Below are 19,673 nucleotides of genomic sequence, written 5' to 3'. Positions count from 1 at the left end.
GGCCTTTATTTCTGGCTCGATGCAGTCTGGCGTTCGATGAGTTTGAAGCCGACATCGACGAGTGACGACGCTACAGGACGTTCTTCTGTGTCGCCTTTCTCGAAAAGATTGAGCAGTAATTCTCCGGTTTTCACGCCAATTCCAATCGCGTCGACACGTATTGTTGTTATCGCAGGAACCGATTGGCGTGCGATATCGAAGTCGCCAAAACCCATCAACGACAATTGCTCGGGCACTTTAATGCCACGGCGATGACATTCCATCAGAGCGCCGAAAGCAGAAATATCCGACACTGCAAAAACGGCTTCAACATCAGGTGCGCGCTCAAGCAGGGTTGAAAGAGTTCGCGCGCCGTGATCATGCGAAACGGGTGCCGTTCCTTCGCGCACGATCAGTTCATCACTCACCCCCGCTTCGCGCAAAACAGAGGCAAAGCCCATCAGTCTGCTTTCACCACGTAAATCGATAGCATCGGCGTCAGTGCGTGAACCGAGCGCGCCGATGCGTCGATGTCCGAGCGATAAAAGATATCGTGCGGCAGCGCGCCCTACTTCGTAGTTGGAAAAGCCGACTGAATGGTCAATAGGCTTGTCAGGCTTGCCCCAAATTTCAACGATTGGAATATCGGCACGTAGCAGCATTTCATTGGCAGCTTTTGTATGAACTGTTCCCGCGACTACAATCGCATCAGGGCGCCGCTCAAGCATAGCACGAATAATGCGCTCTTCTTCTTCGAGCTTATACATCGTGAAGCCGATCAGTAGCTGGTAGCCTTTCGGGCGTAAGGATTCTGCCAGCCCTTGAGCCGTATCGGCAAAATTGGAGTTCGTAAGGGTTGGCAGAATGGCCGTGATAAAGTTGGTGCGTCGCGAAGAGAGGCTACCCGCAACCCGGTCCGGGACATAGCTCAGCTGCTCGATGGCTTCCATCACCCGTTTGCGGGTCGCTTCAGACACGAGATCTGGGTCTGCGAGCACGCGTGACACAGTCATTTGCGATACGCCCGCGAGGCGGGAAACGTCTCGCATGGTTGCTTTTCTGGCGGGCGAGGTGATCATGCAAAGTCCTGTTTGATCGGTTGGTTCATCACACGGTCAGGGTCACTTGAGTCGTCGGTATCTGCTCGTAAACGACATGGTAGAAGCGCCCTTCGAACATTTCCATCATCCTGTCTGTGATGACACGTCCTTCGAGCCGCACAGGCGAAGCTAAGGCTTCTTCCACTGCCGCCAACGACGGATAATCTATTTCTTGCACCATGGCGATAGACGGTGAACCGGGGTCCACATTCAACATGCGCATGACCCGCACCGCTTGCGCATTTGGCATGCGTTTCCAGACCGGAAGCAACTGTTCTTTCACGATGCGAAAGAATTCCTCCTCGTGTCCAGGGTGAATTGTACCTTCAAAAATTGCTGAGCGTGTATGCATGAAGAGTTCCCTGCGAGCCAGTTTTGGTATTGCAATGATATCGATAACATGCACTATTGCAAACAGCAAGAATAGGAATGACTAACTTCGCAGTGGGATCTGAGTTCAGGTGTTAGGATTCGGCATAATTAGACGATCCGAAGCGATTTACCTGGAACTGTCGCGCTGCAAGGAGATCAAGATCGAGTGTGACTTTAGGGGTAGTAATTCTTGAGTTTTCGATGTTATCGAAAACATCGAACAATAATATAAGAGCGAATGTCAACGTATAACGATGATGTCTTGCTTTCATTCAAGGAGGATTGAGTGAGGGTGGGAATTGGAGGAGAAATCATGCGTATTCTGAAAACAATTCGTGACTTAGCCATGGGGTTAACAATGGCTGGTGTGGCTGGCATGTTCAGTATGGTCGATGCCCATGCTGTGACTATCAGTGATATTACGGCTCGTGGTACCGTCAAGATAGGCGTTCTGACAGGTGCCCCACCGATGGGTATGGTTGATGAAAAGGGTAATCCAACTGGTTACGACGTAGACGTCGCCAATCTGCTTGGTACCTATCTTAACCTCCCGGTTGAAGTTGTCCCGCTGACGCCGCCAGCACGTATTCCTGCTCTGCAAACCGGCAAGGTCGATTTCCTCGTTGCAACGCTTTCTCCCACGGGCGAGCGCGCAAAAACCGTGATGTTCACCCAGCCGTACAATGCGTTCAATATGGACATTATTTCTGGTCCTGATCAGAACTTTGCCAAGCTGGAAGATCTGGCTGGCAAGCGTGTGTCGGTAAACCGTGGCTCGACCCAGGAAACAGCGCTCCGTAAAGCAGCAATTCAGGGCCTCGAAATCGTTGTCTATGAAGATGATTCAACAAGCGCGCAGGCATTGATTGCCGGGCAGGTGGATGCCGTCGCGCTCCCTTCAACGGTTGGTGAAGCGATCATCAAGCAGCGGCCGGAAGCAGGTCTTAAGGTCGGTTTCACCTTCTTCCAGCAGGGCAATTCAATGGCGACCAAGCTTGAAGATTTCGAGCTTCGTCAATGGCTGAACACCGCTATCTATCTGATGAAGATTTCCGGCGATCTGGACAAGATTGCGGTGAAGTGGACCGGCCGTCCGATGCCAGACCTGCCATCGTTCTGATTGTTTTACCGTCGGTGCCTCAGCGCACCGACGGATTTTTATCACATCGATGCATAGAAGAATCCGCACAAGCGCTGATATTCAGCGGGAGGCCGGACCATGTCCTACACTTTTCAGTTCGGGGTCATCGCCCAATACCAGGATGCGCTGCTGGCGGGCATTTGGCTGACGATCAAACTGTCAATCATGTCTATCATTTTGGGTTGCGCAGGTGGCGTTTTGTTCGCCTCGCTGCGGTCAATGAATAGCGGTATAATTCGCTTTCTGATCGATGCTTATGTCGAGATCATACGCAATACGCCATTTCTGGTGCAGTTGTTTATCATCTATTTCGGTCTGCCTGCTGCAGGCTTCCGCGTGGGTGCTGAAGTCGCGGCCCTCATCGGCATGACAATCAATCTTACAGCCTATTCCACTGAAATCATCCGCTCAGGCATTGAAGCGGTGCATAAATCGCAGATTGAGGCTGGTGAGGCACTCGGGTTCACACGACTGCAGATTTATCGCCATGTGATCATTCTGCCAGCCTTGGCAAAAGTCTATCCTGCCTTGTGCAGCCAGTTCGTGTTGATGATGCTCGCATCCAGCGTCTGTTCGGTGATTTCAACGCCCGAACTCGCCGCATCTGCCGCCTTTGTAGAATCGCAAACCTACCGCTCATTCGAGGTCTATATCGTCGTGACCCTGATTTATCTGGGGTTAGCATTGTGCTTGCGCGGGGCCCTTGCGCTGGTCGGGCTCTGGCTGTTTGGTCGTCGGGTTGCCCGCCGAGCGGTCGTAGCAATTCCGGAGGCCTCAGCATGACGTTTAGAAGTTTTGGTCCCGACGAATTTCTGTTTCTGCTTACGGGGTTGCAGTGGACGGTATTGCTGACCGCGATCGCATTGATTGGCGGTGGTATCGCTGGTTTTCTGATCGCTTTGGCTCGTGTTTCAACAATCAAATGGCTGCGTGTGGCCGCTGGCACTTACATCCAGATCATTCAGGGCATTCCGGTGCTGATGATCCTGTTCCTCTCTTACTATGGTTTGAGTCTTGCAGGGTTTGATCTGCACCCTCTACTGGCTGCCGGGGCATCGATGTCGATATATGCTTCGGGCTATCTGGCAGAGATTTGGCGCGGCTGCATTCAGTCGGTTCCCAAACAGCAGTGGGAAGCATCGGAGTCTCTCGCTCTGACCCGTGTTCAACAATATCGCTATGTGATCCTGCCGCAAGCTGTTCGCATATCGTTGCCGTCAACGGTCGGTTTTGCAGTACAGGTTGTCAAGAATACCTCCATCGCGTCGATCATCGGCTTTGTCGAACTCGCCCGCGCAGGCACACTCATCAATAATGCAACGTTCCAGCCATTCCGCGTATTTGTGGTGGTCGCAGCGCTCTATTTTGCGGTTTGCTACCCATTGTCATTGCTATCGCGCTGGCTGGAAAGGAGGCTTAATGTCTGAAGTCATCATCAAGAATGTGCACAAGAGTTTCGGTAGCGTCGAAGTGCTCAAGGGCGTTTCGCTTACGGTCGAGCGCGGAGAAGTTTTTGCTCTGATCGGTCGCTCAGGATCGGGCAAAAGCACATTGCTGCGTTGTATCAATGGGCTCGAGAAGATCAATTCCGGTGAGATCGAAATCGCCGGGCACAAGGTGACAAGTGACGCGGCTCAGTTGCGTAAACTGCGCAAAGACGTGGGTATCGTTTTTCAAAGCTATAACCTGTTTCCGCATCTGACGGTAGGTGAAAACATTATGCTCGCGCCGAAAATCGTGAAGAATGTTTCAAAAGCCGACGCTCGTAAAAAGGCCGAAGAGGTTTTGAAGCTCGTCGGGCTTTCTGAAAAATTCGATGCTTATCCTGATCAATTGTCTGGCGGACAGCAGCAACGCGTCGCAATTGCACGCTCGCTGGCGATGCAGCCTAAAGTCATGCTGTTTGACGAAGTGACATCGGCACTCGATCCGGAACTGACGGAAGAAGTGTTAAACGTGATGGAAGAGCTGGCGCGTGGTGGCATGACGATGATCCTCGTTACGCACGAAATGGCGTTTGCCAGACGCGTCGCGACGAAGACCATCTTCATGCATCAGGGCACGATCTGGGAGGAGGGGCCTTCAGCTGAGCTGTTTGCCAATCCAAAGACAGCTGAACTTCGTCAGTTCGTCAAATCGGACGTCAAATAATTCCCGAAATATCCAATAAAGAGAAATAGTATGTCCGTTGAAATACTCCAGCTTTGCCCGTTGATCCCCGCAATGGAGCTAAGCCTGAACGAGCAATATAAAGTCCATCGCTGGTTCGAGATCAAAGACCAGAACGCCTTCCTGAATACACATGCTGACAAGATCAAGGGCGTCGTCACCGGCGGTCATATTGGGATTCCAAATGAACTCGCAGATCGCTTGCCTGGTCTTGAAATCGTTGCCATCAACGGCGTCGGGTTTGACAAGGTCGATCTGCCAAAGGCACGCCAAAGAGCATATCGCGTTTCAAATACGCCCGATGTTTTGACAACGGATGTCGCTGATACGGCGGTTGGTCTCATTATCGCTCAGGCGCGCCACATTGCGAGTGCTGATGACCATGTCCGTAAGGGCAGCTGGCCAAAGGCCGAAATCGGGCTTGGTACACGCGTCAGTGGGCGTCGCTATGGAATATTTGGGCTCGGTCGTATAGGCAAGGCAATTGCCCGGCGGCTGGAAGGCTTTGATGGTCAGATCAGCTATACAGGCAGGGCGAAACAGGATGTTGCTTACGATTATTACCCGAGCCTTCTGGAACTAGCGCAAAATTGCGATGTTCTGGTGATCGCCGCCGCAGCCAGTGCTGAGACACGCCATGCGATCGATGCTGACGTGCTCGCGGCCCTTGGATCAAATGGTGTGCTGATTAATATCGCGCGTGGTTCTCTTGTCGATGAAAAGGCGCTGGTTAAGGCCTTGCAGTCCGGGCAACTTGGTGGTGCCGGACTGGACGTCTTTGATAATGAGCCAACGGTTCCTGCAGAACTCTTTGACATGCCCAATGTGGTGCTGACACCGCACATCGGCAGTGGAACGCATCAGACCCGAAAGGCTATGGCTGATCTTGTGTTGGCAAATCTGAGCGCGCATTTTAGCGGCAAAGAACTGGTGACTCCGGTCGTATAACCAACATTTCAAACAGGCTGAAAACAATGAAGGCGACCAATGGCCGCCTTTCTTACGATAGCTTGCCGTCGAGCAGGCGCATCATTTCGGCGGAATCCTTGTCGCCCAATCCTGCCGCACAGAGAAGCCGGTGAATTTCAACAACCTGACCGGTCATTGGTAGCGGGGTTTTCGCCTTCATGGCGAAAGCTTGGAGTGCGTCCAGGTCTTTCAGCATATTGTCGATGCGTCCGGTAGGTGTGTAGTCGCGGGCCGCGAACTTTCCCATGAACTCCTGCATGATACGGTTGTCGGCTCGTCCGCCTGCCAGTGCTTGTGGAATGATTGCCGGGTTCACACCGCCAGCTTCTGCGAGTTTGACTGCTTCCGCCACGGCCTGAAATGCCACGGCACAGAAAAGCTGGTTGATGAGCTTGGTTGTCTGGCCCGCTCCGCTTCGGCCCATCAATGTATAGTTGGCGCTAAGATGTTGCATCACGGTATAGGCGTGATCGAAATCTGCCTTTTCTCCGCCCGCGACGATGGTCAATTCGCCAGTCAGTGCGCGCGGTACGCCACCTGAAAGTGGGCAATCAACCCATTTCATGCCGGTTTCAGAGGCGAGCTTCTCGGCCATCTTCACGGTTTCTGACGGATCGATGGACGACATATCGATGAGCGTTTTCGCCGCCGATGCGGCTTGTGCAACACCACCTTCTCCAAACACAACGCTGCGCACGATATTGGCATGGTTGAGGCTCAGAATGACAAAGTCACTATCTGCGGTAGCTTGAGCCGGGGATGCTGCGGCTGTTGCACCTTTGTCGACCAGCCTTGCGACTTTATCCGCATCAAGGTCAAAAACGCTCACCTGATTGTCTGTTTCCAGTAATCGGGTGGCGATTGCTGTGCCCATAATGCCTGCGCCGATCACAGCAACATTTGAAGTCTTCTTCATCACTCTTCTCCCATGACTGACGCTAGTTTCTGCAATCAAACGCTTGCGGTCATACCGCCATCGACATGAAGCACTTGACCATTGACGAACGACGAGGCGTTACCGCTCAAATAGATTGCTGCACCCACCAGTTCTTCGACATTGCCCCATCGACCTGCCGGTGTCCGCATTTCAAGCCAGCCCGTGAATTCAGGATTATCGACCAGCGCCTGATTGAGTGGAGTTTTAAAATAGCCCGGAGCGATAGCATTGATCTGGAGGCCATATTTTGCCCAGTCTGTTGCCATGCCGCGCGTCAGGTTGCGCACTGCGCCTTTCGTTGCAGTATAGGGTGCGATGGATGGGCGGGCTAGTTCACTTTGAACTGAGGCAATATTGATAATCTTGCCGTGTTTACGACCGATCATATGACGCGCGACGGCTTGCCCGACGTAAAAGACGCTGGAAACATTGGTTGCGAGTAATTGTTGCCATTTGTCGTCGGGAAAGTCTTCAAGCGGCGCACGAAACTGCATGCCAGCATTGTTGATGAGAATTTCGATAGGCCCGATTTCGCGTTCAATCGCGTCGATGCCTGCCTTCACCGCTTCAATGTCGGTGACGTCGAAATAGGAGGCATGTGCCTTGTGGCCCATATTGTTAAGGCTTTGAACTGCCGTTTCGACTTTGGCATGATCGCGACCGTTGATAACTACTTCGGCACCATGCTCGGCGAGACCCTGAGCCAGAGCTAACCCGATCCCCTGGCTTGAGCCAGTAATCAGGGCCAGTTTGCCCGTCAGGTCGAAGAGCGGAAATGTCATTGGTTCCTCCCGGATATTCAGATGCTTTAACACTGATCGAAGTATTGTTCTTGCATAAATGTTATCGATAACATATGCAAGTTAGATCAGGGAGGACCGTATGAAAACTGTCGTCATTCACGCAGCGAAAGACCTCAGAATTGAGGAGCGCGAACCTGAAGCTGTAAGCTCAGGTCAGGTCGAGATTGCCATTCAGGCAGGTGGGATTTGTGGTTCCGACCTCCATTATTATAATCATGGCGGTATCGGTGCCATTCGCCTGCGCGAGCCGATGATACTTGGTCACGAAGTGGCGGGAACCATCACAGCTCTGGGGAGTGGTGTGAGTGGTTTGGCTATTGGCGATCAGGTGGCCATCTCGCCGAGTAGGCCGTGCAATGCCTGTCAATATTGTCTCAAGGGCATACAAAACCACTGCCTCAATATGCGCTTCTATGGCAGTGCCATGCCTATGCCGCATATTCAGGGTGCCTTTCGTCAAAGGTTGGTTGTGGAAAGCTGGCAATGCCACAAAGTCGCCGATAGCATCTCCATTCATGAAGCTGCATTTGCAGAACCGCTTGCTGTCACGCTTCATGCTGTCGCGCGCGCTGGATCTCTGCTGAATAAGCGAGTTCTTGTAACCGGTTGTGGACCGATTGGCGCTTTGATTGTGATTGCAGCACGCGCCCATGGTGCGCGCGAGATCGTGGCAACAGACGTGATGGAGTCTGTTCTCAAAAAGGTGAGGGAAGTTGGCGCAGATCGCACTATTAATGTGGCGTCGAACCCCGAGCAACTGGAGAGTTATGCCGCAAACAAAGGTTATTTCGACATCATGTTTGAAGCGTCTGGGAATGAACACGCGATGCGGGCAGGACTAGAGATCTTAAAACCGCTTGGCATTCTGGTACAAGTAGGCCTCGGTGGCGACGTCTCCATTCCGCAAAATCTAGTCGTGTCGAAAGAGATCGATATGCGCGGCTCGTTCCGTTTTCACGAAGAGTTCGGCCTTGCGGTCGATATGATCAACCGCAAAGCCGTCGATGTGAAGCCACTTTTGAGTTCGGTCTATCCGCTTGAAGACGTTCTCTCAGCTTTTGAGATTGCCGCGGACCGCAACCAATCCATGAAGGTTCAGTTGAGTTTTTAAGACTTAGTTGCCGGGAGTTCTCACATAGCGGTTCATCCCAATGTCTCGTGACGTTGCACGGCGGTGAATTTCGGCCATGGTCGAATGAAACGCTGCGTTGCGTTGCTCCAATTTGGCATGCTCTGCGAGGTGAGCCGGAACGAGTTCACGAATTTCGGCGAGGATAGCGGCCTCATCGATTGAGCGCATGCGACCTTGATGAACGATGATTTCACCGGCGACCATAACAGTCTCGATTGATGAACCGTTCTCTGAATAGACGAGATGCCGTGCAATGTCATTGAGCGGGGTAAAGCTGAGTGTAGTGAGATCCAGTATCACTAAGTCTGCTGCTTTGCCGACTTCGAGTGAGCCAGTGACGTTTTCGAGCATCGCACTCCGCGCACCGTTGATGGTGGCCATCTTTAGAATTTCGTCGGCATAGATCCACTGTTTGTAGTCTGGGCCGGATACACTATGGATCAGTCCTGCCACACGCATAACGTCGAAAATGCGCGCGGTATCGTTTGAAGAAACGCCGTCCGTTCCAAGTCCGATGGTCACACCTGCATCCATCAGCTGGCGAATAGGCGCAATGCCTGCGCCGAGCTTCTGATTGGAAATTGCGTTATGAGCGATGGAGCATCTGGCCGCGCCCATCAATTCTATGTCTTGTTCGCTGACCCAGACAGAATGCGCAACAGTACTGTTACGCGAGAGAACCCCCAAATCGTGCATGTAAGAGATTAGGGTTTTGCCATAGAGTTCGTGGCCAGTAACAGCTTGGGTTTTTGTTTCCAGAATATGGGTATGCAAAGGCACGCCCATGTCCACAGCAAGCGCGTGACACGCCTGAAGCAACTCCGCTGAGCAACGTTGTGGTGCTGATGGTGCCAGCATGAAATTGATACGTCCGGCTGTGCCGTGCAGCGTCGAAAAAGCTGAGCGACAATAATCCATATAGGCGTCAGCCGACATCGGTGGCCCGAAGTCGAGCTGCTTCTGCAATTCGAGCGGCATTACTTCGCGGGCATAAGGCAGCGCATCCAATGTATGAATATTCATTGCAGCGCTCGACACATTGGCCCTAATGCCAGCGTCTTCATATGCTTTGAAAACTGCTAAAAGCCGTGAAAGATCATGTGCAGGGGGGTCGAAGAAATCGTCGCATATGGTTGTGACGCCATTGCGCAATGACTCCATCGCTAAAAGCAGGCTGCGAAGATAAAGCAGTCTTTCATCAATGACTGGCCCCATTAGCAACGGATAGGCATAGAGCAACCAGATTTCGAGAGGCATGCCTTCATAGCGCCCGCGAAAGAACGTCTCGCTGGAATGGGTATGAGCGTTGACAAGACCAGGCATGATCAGCCGGTTCTTGCCATCAATAACGGTTGCATCGGGAGCAGACGCGATTTTTTGCCCGATAGTAGAAATTCGGCCGTTCTCAATCAGGATGTCGCCCTGAAATGGGCGACTTCCATGCTGTGCGCACATTGTCAGAACAGTCGCGTTTTTGATTATCGTCTGCTTCTGTATCAAGGTCATCGATCCGTCCTGAAATATTACGCTCTAATTCTCTTACTGATCTCGCAACTCACTAAAACCGCTGACAGCTTTTATGCCACCGCGTAACTGTGTGCTGACCCATATGCCGACAACAGTGGCAATGTATGGAAGCGCAAGCAGGAGATCATGCGGAACGCGATCGCCGAAAGCGAGCTGTGCCCTGATGCCAAGCGCACCCACGACTGCGAAGAATGTGGCAGCCAGACTTGCACCAATCGGATGGCCCGCACCGAAAATGACGGCGGCAAAACCCATGAAGCCGCGACCGGCAGTCATGTTCTGAGTAAAGATCTGAAGGCTACCCGCTGCAAGTTCTGCACCCGCAAGTGCACATAATATCCCGCCAATCATCAGTGCGACGAGGCGCATCACAGCTGGATTGACGCCAACGCTGCGCGCAGCAAACGGATGCTCACCAGCGGCAGCCAGACGCAAGCCGAAGCGCGTTCTCCGCAAGACGACCCACATGGCGATGACAACAAATGGCATCATCAGAACGAGGACCGAAAGAGAACCGTATGCGCCGAAGGGCGGGCCCAAACGTGGTAGACCGAAAGGGGCGCTTACGGCTGCTTGTGTTCCGAAAATCGACTGTACGGCAAGAGCTGTGCCACCAAGACCCAATCCCGTGAGCCCGAGACCCGCAATGATCTGATTTGCTTTGAGTTTTTCGATCACAAACCAGAACAGGATCGATCCGACAACACAGACGACAATTGCAATCAGAAGTGCCAGCCAGATCGATTGTGTGAGCACAATGCCGATGATTGTCGCGCAGGCACCTGCGATCATCAGGCCTTCAAGGCCCAGATGCCAGATACCGGTTCGCTGAGCGATGACGCCTGCAAGGGTGACATAAATCAATGGTGTACCTGAACGCAGGATCGCGATTACGAAGTCTTCCATATCCGTCCTCCGAGTTTTGCTATCCGGTCGACGACACTGGATTTTGCGGTAATGAAAAGAGCAATAGCTGCATTGATGATGTCGATTGCCGAGGAAGGCAGACCAGCCATAATGGGGAGATAAAGAGCGGCTGACGCGAGGCCGCCGAAAAACAAAGCTACAAAAGCGGTTCCGACAACAGAGAAATTGGCCACAAGTGCGATAAGGATCGCCGTAAACCCATGCCCCGGCAGGAAGCCGCCGGTCAGACGACCGTTGGGGCCCATGAATTCAATTGTACCTGCAAGACCTGCAAGGGCACCGCTCAAAAGGAAACTGGTAAGTCCGATACGCCATGTCCGCGCACCCTGCCATTGCACCATTGTCGGGTTGCGCCCGGCAAGTCCCGACAGCACACCGAAAGCCGTTCGATTGACTAAAAACCACATCGCAAGACCAACGATAACGGCGATGGCAATGATGGTGGGCGATAGTCCGAGAGAGTCGCTGATGCGGTAGACGCTCGCAAGTGGGCGGCTCGATGCCTGCTGTCCTGTCCCGGAGGGGTCTTTGAGAGGCCCCGCCGTGACATAGAGGAGAAACAGCCCCGCAATGAAATTTCCCATGAGGGTGGTGATGACTTCATCAGCGCCGGATTTCAGTCGCAGCAGTCCGGGCCAGAGAGCCCATAACGCGCCACCGGTCATGCCAGCAAGGAAGCAACCGGTTATGAGGACTGGCGCTGGCGCACCATTCAGCCATTCGGCCATGAATGCAGCTGCAATGGCACCCATATAGAATTGCCCTTGCGCACCGATATTGAAGTAGCCAGCGCGAAAGGACACGGCCACACCAACCGCTGTGATGAACAGTGGCAGACCCCATCGCAGAGCCTGTTGCAGCGCGCCGGGCCGCAGGAAGGCGCCTTCGGCAATCGAATGGAACATCAGTCCTGTTGAGTAACCAGCAGCTTGAAAGATGATGCCACAGAGCGCGAGGCCGATCAGAATGAAGATCAGCGCGCGAAAAACGGAAACGAGCCGGTCAATCATTGATGGACTCCTGTCATAGCGGCACCAACTGCAGCAAGGTCGTAAGGCGGTCGGAATTCGGCGACGATGCGGCCTGAAAGCATGACGATAACGCGATCCGAGATGTCAAAGATTTCATCAAGATCAGATGAGATGAACATCAATCCGCAACCGCGCGCGCGTGCCTTGCGCATGGAATCCCAAACGAAAGAGGTCGCACCGATATCCAGTCCGCGAGTCGGTTGCGCTGCGAGTACAAGCCGCGCGTCCTGATCCATTTCGCGAGACAGAATGACCTTCTGTGCATTGCCACCCGAAAGCGAACCTGCGCGTTGGCTTACTTCTGAATAGCGCACGTCCCATTCTTTGAGAGCCGTGTCGCATTGTTTACGGATGGTTGCTGGACTGATTGTTGACAACAGCGATTTCTGAAGAAGGCTGCGTGCAGCCCAGTTTTCCCAAAGCGAACTGGTCAGGCTGAGGCCTTCTACATTGCGTTCAAAAGGAATTATGCGCAGGCCGGCTGCTCTTCGTGCAGCAAGAGGTGCACTGGTTAAACTCTTACTGTCGATAGTAATGTTGCCGTCCAATACATCTGCCATCGCGGCAATCGCGCGGACCAACGTTCGCTGCCCATTGCCTTCAACACCCGCCACACCGATTATTTCGCCGGGGTGAATATCGAGATTAACCTGGTCAAGCGCCGGACCTTCCGGGTCGGGCCGCGTTGAAACATTAGTCATGCTCAGTATTGGTCTGCTTTCTTGCACAACCACGTCTTCATGTACGTGTGTGACGATAGTCGTGCCGGTCAGTGCGGCTTTATCGTCCGCATTGAGATTTTTGGCGGCAGTAGCACCTATAATCAACTCGGCTAATTTGTCGGCATTTATCCCTTCACAGGGCAGTGGTCCATCAACGAGCTTTCCACCACGCAGGACCGTAACAGTATCGGCAATCGCAAGAACTTCTCTGATCTTGTGCAGAATAAGGATTACTGTAACGCCGCGTTCTTTAAGACGGCGGACGCGCTCAAACAGTTTGTCTGCACCTTCCGGTGACAGAACTGCGGTCGGCTCATCGAGGATCAGGAGCTTGGCATCGGAGACGAGAGCACGCGCGATTTCTACGCCTTGCTGAGTTTCAACCGGCAGGTCGCGGATACGCTGTTTGGCTTTCACCTTCACATCAAGTGCGTCGAGATGTGGTTGCCAGCGCTTTTCCAGGCTTTTTTTTGAGAAGAGACCTCCACCTTCTGCGCCGAATTGCATGGCCTCGGCAACGGTGAAGGACGGTGGAAGCGCAAAACTCTGATGCACAAGTTCGACGCCCGAACGACGAGCATCCTTGACGTTGCCGCCCAGTAATGGGCGGCCATCAATTTTCAGTTCGCCAGATGCTGGACGAACGAGGCCAGCCAGAACTCTGGCGAAAGTCGTTTTTCCGGCGCCGTTCTGGCCAACGACGGCGTGGATCTTGCCACGTTCGAAGACGGCTCCGACATCGGAGAGCGCAACGATGGAACCGTATCTCACGGTCACGTCGTGGCATTCGAATATGGGGGGGCTGGCCTTGTTCATAGAAGCATGATCCAGTCGGAAATTAGAGCGTTGTATTGAACGGAACTTTCAGTGATCCGTTTAGGATCGCTGTGCGTGCCGCTGCTATTTCCGGTTCGACTTCTTTTGCCTTGGCGACAAGGTCTGCCGGTCCCTGCTCCGCGAAAAGCGGTGACGGAATAAAATCGATCACACCGGTTCCAAGCCCCGTATGCTCATGTGTGCCGCCAGCAAAATCTTTACCGACAGCCTTGGTGACTTCATTATAGAGCGAATTGCCGAAGTCGAGACCTACGATCGAAATCACGTTCTTCGGGCCTTGTGGGAACTGAGCAGGATCAAGCACGCTTACGAGGCGTCCTTCGCCTTCTTTCGCTGCAGCAATAATGCCGAAATCGGTTGCCGCAGCGTCCGTCTGAATGAAATCGATGCCGCTTGAATACATCTGTGTCGCGATTTCCTGACCCTTTGCCGGGTCTTGGAATGAACCTGCAAAAGCAACCGCCACAGATGCATCCGGACGCACAGACAAAGCACCAGCCTTGAATGCATTATAATCGGCGTTGATTGGTGGAATAGATACGCCGCCGATGAAGCCAAGCTTACCGGATTTGCTTAGGCGCGCTGCAAAAATGCCTGACAGATAACAGCCAAGATAATAGTCATAGGAGACTGTTACGACGTTTGGAATTGCAGGCTCAAAAGGATCGGCGAAGAGCTGGACCCATTTGGTATTTGGATAGGAAGGGGCCAAAGCCTTAAAGGGTTCTGCAACTTCGTTGAACGTTGAAACAATCACGGAAGCGCCTGCATCGCCCAGAGTGCGGAAGATAGTTTCGTAAGTCGCAGGGTCCTGCGCATAGACAGCGCGTGACTGAAAGCCGTGTTCGTCGGCAAGTTGCTTGAGCTTGGCAATCATAGAATCCACAGCACTCGCATCACCTGCAGCCTGCGTATGGACAAGCGCGACGAGCCCACCTGCGGCATAGGATGCTGCGGTCAGCAGGCCATTGGTCATGCTGAAAGCGGCCAGGCCTGCCGTAGTCTTCAGAAAGCTTCTGCGGTCGACGGAGCGGTGCAGTAGATTAATTTGATTTGAATCTTTGTTCGTCATGTTCCCATTTCCTTGCTCTGGAAGTTCGGTATCCGAATTTTTATTGGGGCGGCTCACGCGCCGCCCTTGGTTTTACGGATGCAATGTTGCATTCGTCTGCTTATGCGCCGGGCGAAAATGATGCCGGGTTCATAATCATCACGTCCTGCGTCTCGATTGCATCAAGCGCCCAGACACCGGAGATAAATGTTTGCCATTCGGGATCAGCATACATGGCGGTACGCCGCGCTTCGCGATCTGCGAGACTATCATAGCGCCACATCAGAACAGTCCGGTGGAGATGCCCGATTTCGCTGACATAGAGGCCGAGAAACGTATTGAGGTGCCGTTTCTGGATCGGCAGACCTTCGGTTTCATATTTCTTGAGCCAGCCTTCGACCGTGCCGGGCTTGAAAGTATAAGTGCGATGCTCGACGATCATTAATAGGCCTCCTTGAGAATGAATTCAGCGGCGCGCTCCCCGATCATGATCGCCGGAGCATTGGTGTTACCGCTTGAGATGATTGGCATGATTGAAGCATCTGCAACGCGCAGGCCTTCAATGCCGTGAACTTTCAGCTGCGCATCGACAACTGCCATCGGATCGTTGCCCATTTTGCAGGTGCCAACCGGATGGAACGTTGTCATGGCATTGGCGCGCAGCCATTTGGTCAGTTCCGCATCGGTCTCCACCGTCGGGCCGGGAGCGAGTTCCTTACCACGATATTTGTCAAACGCTTTCTGCTTGATGACATCCCGCGTCATGCGGATGGCGTTGATCATCGTGCGAATGTCGAACTCGGTTTGCAGATAATTGGCATTGATGCGCGGACGGTCCATCGGATTGGCTGAACGCAGACTGATCTGGCCGCGACTTTCCGGATTGACAGGACCGACACGCAACGAGAAACCATGATTGGCTTCTACGCGTTCCTTCTTGAACGGGTTTGGGAAATGTAGGTTTGCGGTCTTTTCAAGCGCAGGCATGAAATGCAGCTGGATATCGGGTGCTGCAAGATCAGCGCGTGACCTGACGAATGCACCTGCCTCGTAAGGGAAGGTCGTGGTGATACCTTCCCCAAACAACATTCCCTGAATGACCGATAATGTCAGTTTGTCGGCGCGCAGATCAGAATAGAGCGTGACTGGCTCGCGGCATTCATAAGCCATGACACAATCGACATGGTCCTGAAGGTTCTTGCCAACGCCGGGCAGGTCCTGCACGACCTTGATGTTGTGTTCGGCCAGTTCGTTGGCTGCGCCAATACCCGAAAGCATGAGGATTTGCGGGGAGTTGACCACGCCTGCCGACAGGATGACCTCACGATTTGCGTGGGCTTTGGTGACATTGCCTTTTCGGCTGTACTCGACTCCGATGGCGCGGCCATTTTCGATCAGCACACGTCTCGTGTGGGCGCGGGTAATGATTGTCAGATTTGGGCGTTTCTTCGCAGGGCGCAGGAACGCATAGGCCGCAGAGCAGCGCTTGCCTTTAGTAATGGTAAAGTCGTATCGACCAAACCCTTCCTGCTCTTTGCCGTTAAAGTCGTCGTTCAATGGATACCCGGCTTGTTCGCCAGCTTCGTTGAACACGTCGAGCAAACCATTCCAGCCGCGGGCGCGGCAGACGGTCAATTCGCCTTCAGTGCTATGAAAATCATCCTTACGCTGCACATGGGTTTCAGATCGCAGGAATGCCGGAAGTACCTCATCATATGACCATCCCGTTGCTCCCATTTGCGCCCAGCGATCATAGTCGTGACGGTTTCCTCGCACATAGATCATGCCGTTGATTGTGGAGGTGCCACCGAGCACTTTTCCACGCGGCCAGTAAAGTGAGCGGTCATTGAGGTGCGGCTCTGGCTCTGTGTGATAATGCCAGTTGTAGATGCCCGAATGAAACAGCTTGCCCATCAACATGGGGAGCCGGAACAACGGGTTGAGGTCCTGCCCACCAGCCTCCAGCAAAAGCACCTTGTTGGCCGGATCGGCGGAAAGGCGATTGGCGAGAACACACCCAGCCGAACCGGCACCGATGATGATATAATCGAATTTCTTCGTTGCGGCCATGTTACCAAGCGATGGGCTGAGCACCCATCTCCTCCAGAAAATCGTTACAAAGAATGAATGGATTGGGACGGGCCAGTACTTCGTCAGCGCGAGCCGGATGATCGCGCAGGACACAGCGCAGATTTCCGCCTACTGTTTCGTCAATGCCTGCCAGTTTGAGTGCTTGTGCGGCCGCGTCGCCAAATCCGAGAAACACCAACGGCTTTCCACGTGCTGCAAGGGCCAGCAGTGTTTCTACGATCAAAGGTCTCCAGAGAACCAGGTGGCCTTGTGATTGATGAGGGTCAATATCGACCTTGAAACGGGTCAGTGTCAGCGAAGCATTAAGCAGCAGCGCGCCTTCCGAAACCCATCGGTCGGCAATTTTGGAAGGGTGTTCCAGCTCGACTGTACCGTTTTCAATTGCAGCCAGTGTCTTTGGCCAGTCGTTGAAACTCCGCGCATAAGACAAGTCGCCCGTACGTGCAGCGACAGTTTGTTGTGTGTAAGCGCGGATGCTTTTGGAGAACATTTTGTCGAGCTCGTTCCAACCCGCAAGATTTCCCGCTTCAAAAGCGCGTCCGGTCGCAAAGCCCGGTTCAGGATAGGGGTCCTGACCAAGGACCACGCAAGTCACTTCGTCTGGGGAAATGCCATCGAATGCGCGCAAGCAATGAGTTCCGACAGGCATTCCCGGAAAGTGTTTTCCGCGGCGAACAGGAAAGATCGGCTCCCAGACTTCGAGTTCCAGCTCAGATGCGATTCCTTGGAAATCGAGTGCAGTATGTCCAAGCAGAGCACGCCATGGCTCATACAGATCGGTTGACCAATCTGACAGAAATTCCTCCATCGCAGCCCGTAGCAGCATAGCCATTTGCACCCTCCCCAAGGTCGCGTTCGTCAGTTCAGTTTCAGGAACCTGACCGTTTTGTCAGCTTCTTATGAAAAGAAGTTGACCATATTGTCAACTTCTTTTTTATTAGTGCTTCGATTCCAAAGGTCTCATACAGTCGTATTGATAGGCCTGTGGATGATTGCGCGTTAATGAACGGGGCAATAGGTCCGGGATAAGATATTTAAAAACAATGGGATAACCAATGGTAGAGCAAAGCAGATCGGTTGAAATGGAGCCTGCACATCAGGCGGCTTCTGATGAGCCGATCAGAGCGAGAAACGTTCTAAAGATACTCACAGCTGCCGTTGAGATTTTTTCTCGCAAGGGTCTCGATGGGGCGCGTATCGTTGAAATTGCGAAGGCATCGGGGCTGCCCAAGGGCAATGTCTATTATTACTTTTCGTCCAAGGAAGAGATTTATAACGCGGCGATTGACCAGCTGATTCACAGCTGGGATGATGCGTTCAGGCATATTGCAGCTGACCGTGAACCGGCGGAAGCGATTGAAGCCTATGTCCGTGCAAAGCTTAATCATGCATGGGAAAATGCAGCCGAAACGCGCCTTTTTGCCAATGAGATACTGCAGGGTGCAGAGCACCTTTCTATAAACGCACGCGAACACATGCGGCGCGTCACATCAGAAAAAGCAGGCGTGATCGATGCGTGGGCCGCACAAGGCAAAATTGTGCCTGTGGATGCGCGACATCTGTTCATTTTGCTTTGGTCAGCAACGCAATTTTATGTCGAGTTTGAAGCTCTCGCCTGCGATGCACTTGATGTTAGTGAGCTGAAGGAAGCCGACTATGCGAAAGCTGCAAAGACCATAACCGAGACGATCCTGCGCGGGCTCTTAGTGGCGTAGAATGCATTTGGCGCTGATATTTACAGCGCCAAATGATTGTACTTTCTTTGGCTGATTTAGTGTTTTTGCTGGCTGAGTGTATCGCGCAGTTTCAACATATCTGCACAGACTTCTTCCAGATCCGCCACATCAAAACCGTCGGCATAGCGGAAGCCGTGCCGCGCAAGGACTGCTTTCAGAGCGCCCGTATATTCTGCACAACCCTCCTTGATGACGAGCCCTTTTTCCTCTTCAAAAGATGAGTTCCAGTCAATTGCTTCCTGCTGACTGACGCCTTCCGGCAGGTTCAGATGCAAGGCTCTGTTTTCGAGTTTGACCGGATAGCCACCCGGTAAACCATTTGGCCCCGGCACATGGCCGGTCCATGATTTGTTGGCCGCATAGGCCGCAATCAGAGTGACGCCGCTTGCACCAGAAATTTCGATAGCAGGCTCGGTGGTTAGTTTCACTGCTTCAAATTCCTTGAAGACATCAGTGATTTCCTTGCCGTCAATGAACGCCCGGCACGGGCGAGTGCCAATCCGTTCGGCAGCGTGTTTGCGCCATGCTGCAAGGTTTTGATAATGCGCGATCACTTGCACCCGTTTTTGATCAGTGATGCCTTTCGCTCCGGCAAAGACATTGGAAAGTATAGCAACATTGCCGGTTCCACTCAGCACTTTGTAACCCATCGCAGTGATCATGCCGTTCACGACGTCTGGAAAGCCACAATTGATGAGTGCAGTTTCAGGTGAAAGCTTGCTTATTGATCTTGCCATGCGGCTTGAAATGAGCGCCTGAAACACCGCGGTCGCTGAAAGGCCACCTTCAGCGACAAGGGCTGTCCACTGGTTACCGGTATCCGAAATGACGCTGGAAGTTTGTATTGATGCGCCCTGCACGGCGATGGCTGGCTTTGTGTCTGCAATCAGCTGATCGGTTGCGCCTTCCTTCACCAGATCAATTTCATAGGTATCAAAGGTGATTGGTTTACTGAACATGGATGCGCGTGCGTTGCACGCTGTCTTCAGCCAGCTGAGGCGATCACGATTACGTCCGGCAATCACCACATGCAATACTTCTTCCGAAGTGGCAGCAAGGTCGAGCGCGATGCGACCGGAAAAAGCGCCAGTACCGGAAATCAAAACGTCAGTCTTCAGATTTTTTTCGGCTAATGTCATGGGCTTGTTC

20 protein-coding genes are annotated in these 19,673 nt (G+C 52.9%); 7 read left to right on the top strand and 13 right to left on the bottom strand.

The annotated features are described in order from the left end of the window. Positions 1 to 5: 5 nt before the first annotated feature. Entirely contained in the window at positions 6 to 1,028 is a 1,023-nt protein-coding gene (locus OIV19_RS09705; RefSeq protein ID WP_264231482.1) for a LacI family DNA-binding transcriptional regulator, read from the bottom strand. Positions 1,029 to 1,086: 58 nt separating this feature from the next. Continuing rightward, positions 1,087 to 1,431 (bottom strand): EthD domain-containing protein, encoded by a 345-nt coding sequence (locus OIV19_RS09700; protein WP_264231481.1) that lies wholly within the window; start codon positions 1,429 to 1,431, stop codon positions 1,087 to 1,089. 333 nt (positions 1,432 to 1,764) lie between these two features. On the opposite strand from OIV19_RS09700, the gene OIV19_RS09695 reads away from it, so the two are divergent. The 5 genes from OIV19_RS09695 (at position 1,765) to OIV19_RS09675 (ending at position 5,709) form a co-directional block, all read left to right on the top strand. Next, positions 1,765 to 2,571: a transporter substrate-binding domain-containing protein gene (locus tag OIV19_RS09695; RefSeq protein WP_264231480.1), complete on the top strand. Its 807-nt coding sequence runs from the start codon at positions 1,765 to 1,767 to the stop codon at positions 2,569 to 2,571. Between the two features lie 99 nt (positions 2,572 to 2,670). Beyond that, complete coding sequence (locus tag OIV19_RS09690) at positions 2,671 to 3,375, top strand: amino acid ABC transporter permease (RefSeq protein ID WP_264231479.1); 705 nt, start codon at positions 2,671 to 2,673, stop codon at positions 3,373 to 3,375. Next, the gene (locus OIV19_RS09685) at positions 3,372 to 4,019 is read left to right on the top strand and encodes an amino acid ABC transporter permease (protein WP_264231478.1); all 648 of its coding nucleotides are present in this window, start codon (positions 3,372 to 3,374) and stop codon (positions 4,017 to 4,019) included. The genes OIV19_RS09690 and OIV19_RS09685 overlap by 4 nt, the downstream gene beginning before the upstream one ends. After that, on the top strand, positions 4,012 to 4,743 hold the full coding sequence (locus OIV19_RS09680) for an amino acid ABC transporter ATP-binding protein (RefSeq protein ID WP_264231477.1): 732 nt from the start codon (positions 4,012 to 4,014) through the stop codon (positions 4,741 to 4,743). Before OIV19_RS09685 ends, OIV19_RS09680 begins: the two co-directional genes overlap by 8 nt. 30 nt (positions 4,744 to 4,773) lie before the next feature. Next, on the top strand, positions 4,774 to 5,709 hold the full coding sequence (locus OIV19_RS09675) for a 2-hydroxyacid dehydrogenase (protein ID WP_264231476.1): 936 nt from the start codon (positions 4,774 to 4,776) through the stop codon (positions 5,707 to 5,709). A 52-nt stretch (positions 5,710 to 5,761) separates the two neighbouring features. Here OIV19_RS09675 and OIV19_RS09670 read toward each other — a convergent pair whose 3' ends face one another. Together OIV19_RS09670 and OIV19_RS09665 are read right to left on the bottom strand one after the other, a co-directional pair. After that, positions 5,762 to 6,646: an NAD(P)-dependent oxidoreductase gene (locus tag OIV19_RS09670; protein WP_264231475.1), complete on the bottom strand. Its 885-nt coding sequence runs from the start codon at positions 6,644 to 6,646 to the stop codon at positions 5,762 to 5,764. Positions 6,647 to 6,681: 35 nt separating this feature from the next. Then, positions 6,682 to 7,449: an SDR family oxidoreductase gene (locus OIV19_RS09665; RefSeq protein WP_264231474.1), complete on the bottom strand. Its 768-nt coding sequence runs from the start codon at positions 7,447 to 7,449 to the stop codon at positions 6,682 to 6,684. A 100-nt stretch (positions 7,450 to 7,549) separates the two neighbouring features. On the opposite strand from OIV19_RS09665, the gene OIV19_RS09660 reads away from it, so the two are divergent. Beyond that, positions 7,550 to 8,581 carry an L-idonate 5-dehydrogenase gene (locus OIV19_RS09660; RefSeq protein WP_264231473.1) on the top strand — a complete coding sequence of 344 codons (1,032 nt, stop codon included), beginning with the start codon at positions 7,550 to 7,552 and terminating at the stop codon, positions 8,579 to 8,581. Positions 8,582 to 8,584: 3 nt separating this feature from the next. Here OIV19_RS09660 and OIV19_RS09655 read toward each other — a convergent pair whose 3' ends face one another. The 8 genes from OIV19_RS09655 to OIV19_RS09620 form a co-directional block, all read right to left on the bottom strand. Then, positions 8,585 to 10,108: an amidohydrolase gene (locus OIV19_RS09655; RefSeq protein WP_264231472.1), complete on the bottom strand. Its 1,524-nt coding sequence runs from the start codon at positions 10,106 to 10,108 to the stop codon at positions 8,585 to 8,587. A gap of 33 nt (positions 10,109 to 10,141) precedes the next feature. Beyond that, positions 10,142 to 11,035: an ABC transporter permease gene (locus OIV19_RS09650; RefSeq protein ID WP_264231471.1), complete on the bottom strand. Its 894-nt coding sequence runs from the start codon at positions 11,033 to 11,035 to the stop codon at positions 10,142 to 10,144. Continuing rightward, positions 11,020 to 12,066, bottom strand: a complete 1,047-nt coding sequence (locus OIV19_RS09645; protein ID WP_264231470.1) for an ABC transporter permease — start codon at positions 12,064 to 12,066, stop codon at positions 11,020 to 11,022. Before OIV19_RS09645 ends, OIV19_RS09650 begins: the two co-directional genes overlap by 16 nt. Further along, entirely contained in the window at positions 12,063 to 13,586 is a 1,524-nt protein-coding gene (locus tag OIV19_RS09640) for an ATP-binding cassette domain-containing protein (RefSeq protein ID WP_264231469.1), read from the bottom strand. Before OIV19_RS09640 ends, OIV19_RS09645 begins: the two co-directional genes overlap by 4 nt. A 61-nt stretch (positions 13,587 to 13,647) precedes the next feature. Continuing rightward, complete coding sequence (locus tag OIV19_RS09635; protein WP_264231468.1) at positions 13,648 to 14,718, bottom strand: BMP family ABC transporter substrate-binding protein; 1,071 nt, start codon at positions 14,716 to 14,718, stop codon at positions 13,648 to 13,650. A 100-nt stretch (positions 14,719 to 14,818) separates the two neighbouring features. Next, positions 14,819 to 15,139 carry an NIPSNAP family protein gene (locus OIV19_RS09630; protein ID WP_264231467.1) on the bottom strand — a complete coding sequence of 107 codons (321 nt, stop codon included), beginning with the start codon at positions 15,137 to 15,139 and terminating at the stop codon, positions 14,819 to 14,821. Next, positions 15,139 to 16,767, bottom strand: coding sequence for a choline dehydrogenase (locus OIV19_RS09625; protein ID WP_319637600.1), 1,629 nt, complete (start codon positions 16,765 to 16,767; stop codon positions 15,139 to 15,141). The genes OIV19_RS09630 and OIV19_RS09625 overlap by 1 nt, the downstream gene beginning before the upstream one ends. A gap of 1 nt (position 16,768) precedes the next feature. Continuing rightward, the gene (locus tag OIV19_RS09620; protein ID WP_264231465.1) at positions 16,769 to 17,620 is read right to left on the bottom strand and encodes a uracil-DNA glycosylase family protein; all 852 of its coding nucleotides are present in this window, start codon (positions 17,618 to 17,620) and stop codon (positions 16,769 to 16,771) included. A 223-nt stretch (positions 17,621 to 17,843) separates the two neighbouring features. On the opposite strand from OIV19_RS09620, the gene OIV19_RS09615 reads away from it, so the two are divergent. After that, entirely contained in the window at positions 17,844 to 18,503 is a 660-nt protein-coding gene (locus OIV19_RS09615; protein ID WP_264231464.1) for a TetR/AcrR family transcriptional regulator, read from the top strand. A 56-nt stretch (positions 18,504 to 18,559) separates the two neighbouring features. On the opposite strand, the gene OIV19_RS09610 is transcribed toward OIV19_RS09615, so the two are convergent. After that, entirely contained in the window at positions 18,560 to 19,663 is a 1,104-nt protein-coding gene (locus tag OIV19_RS09610) for a hypothetical protein (RefSeq protein WP_264231463.1), read from the bottom strand. Positions 19,664 to 19,673 lie beyond the last annotated feature (10 nt).

Source organism: Brucella sp. HL-2 (assembly GCF_025846885.2).
Lineage (GTDB): Bacteria > Pseudomonadota > Alphaproteobacteria > Rhizobiales > Rhizobiaceae > Brucella > Brucella quorumnocens.
Note: the sequence above shows the minus strand (reverse complement) of the source record. Positions and strands in the feature narration are given on the sequence as shown.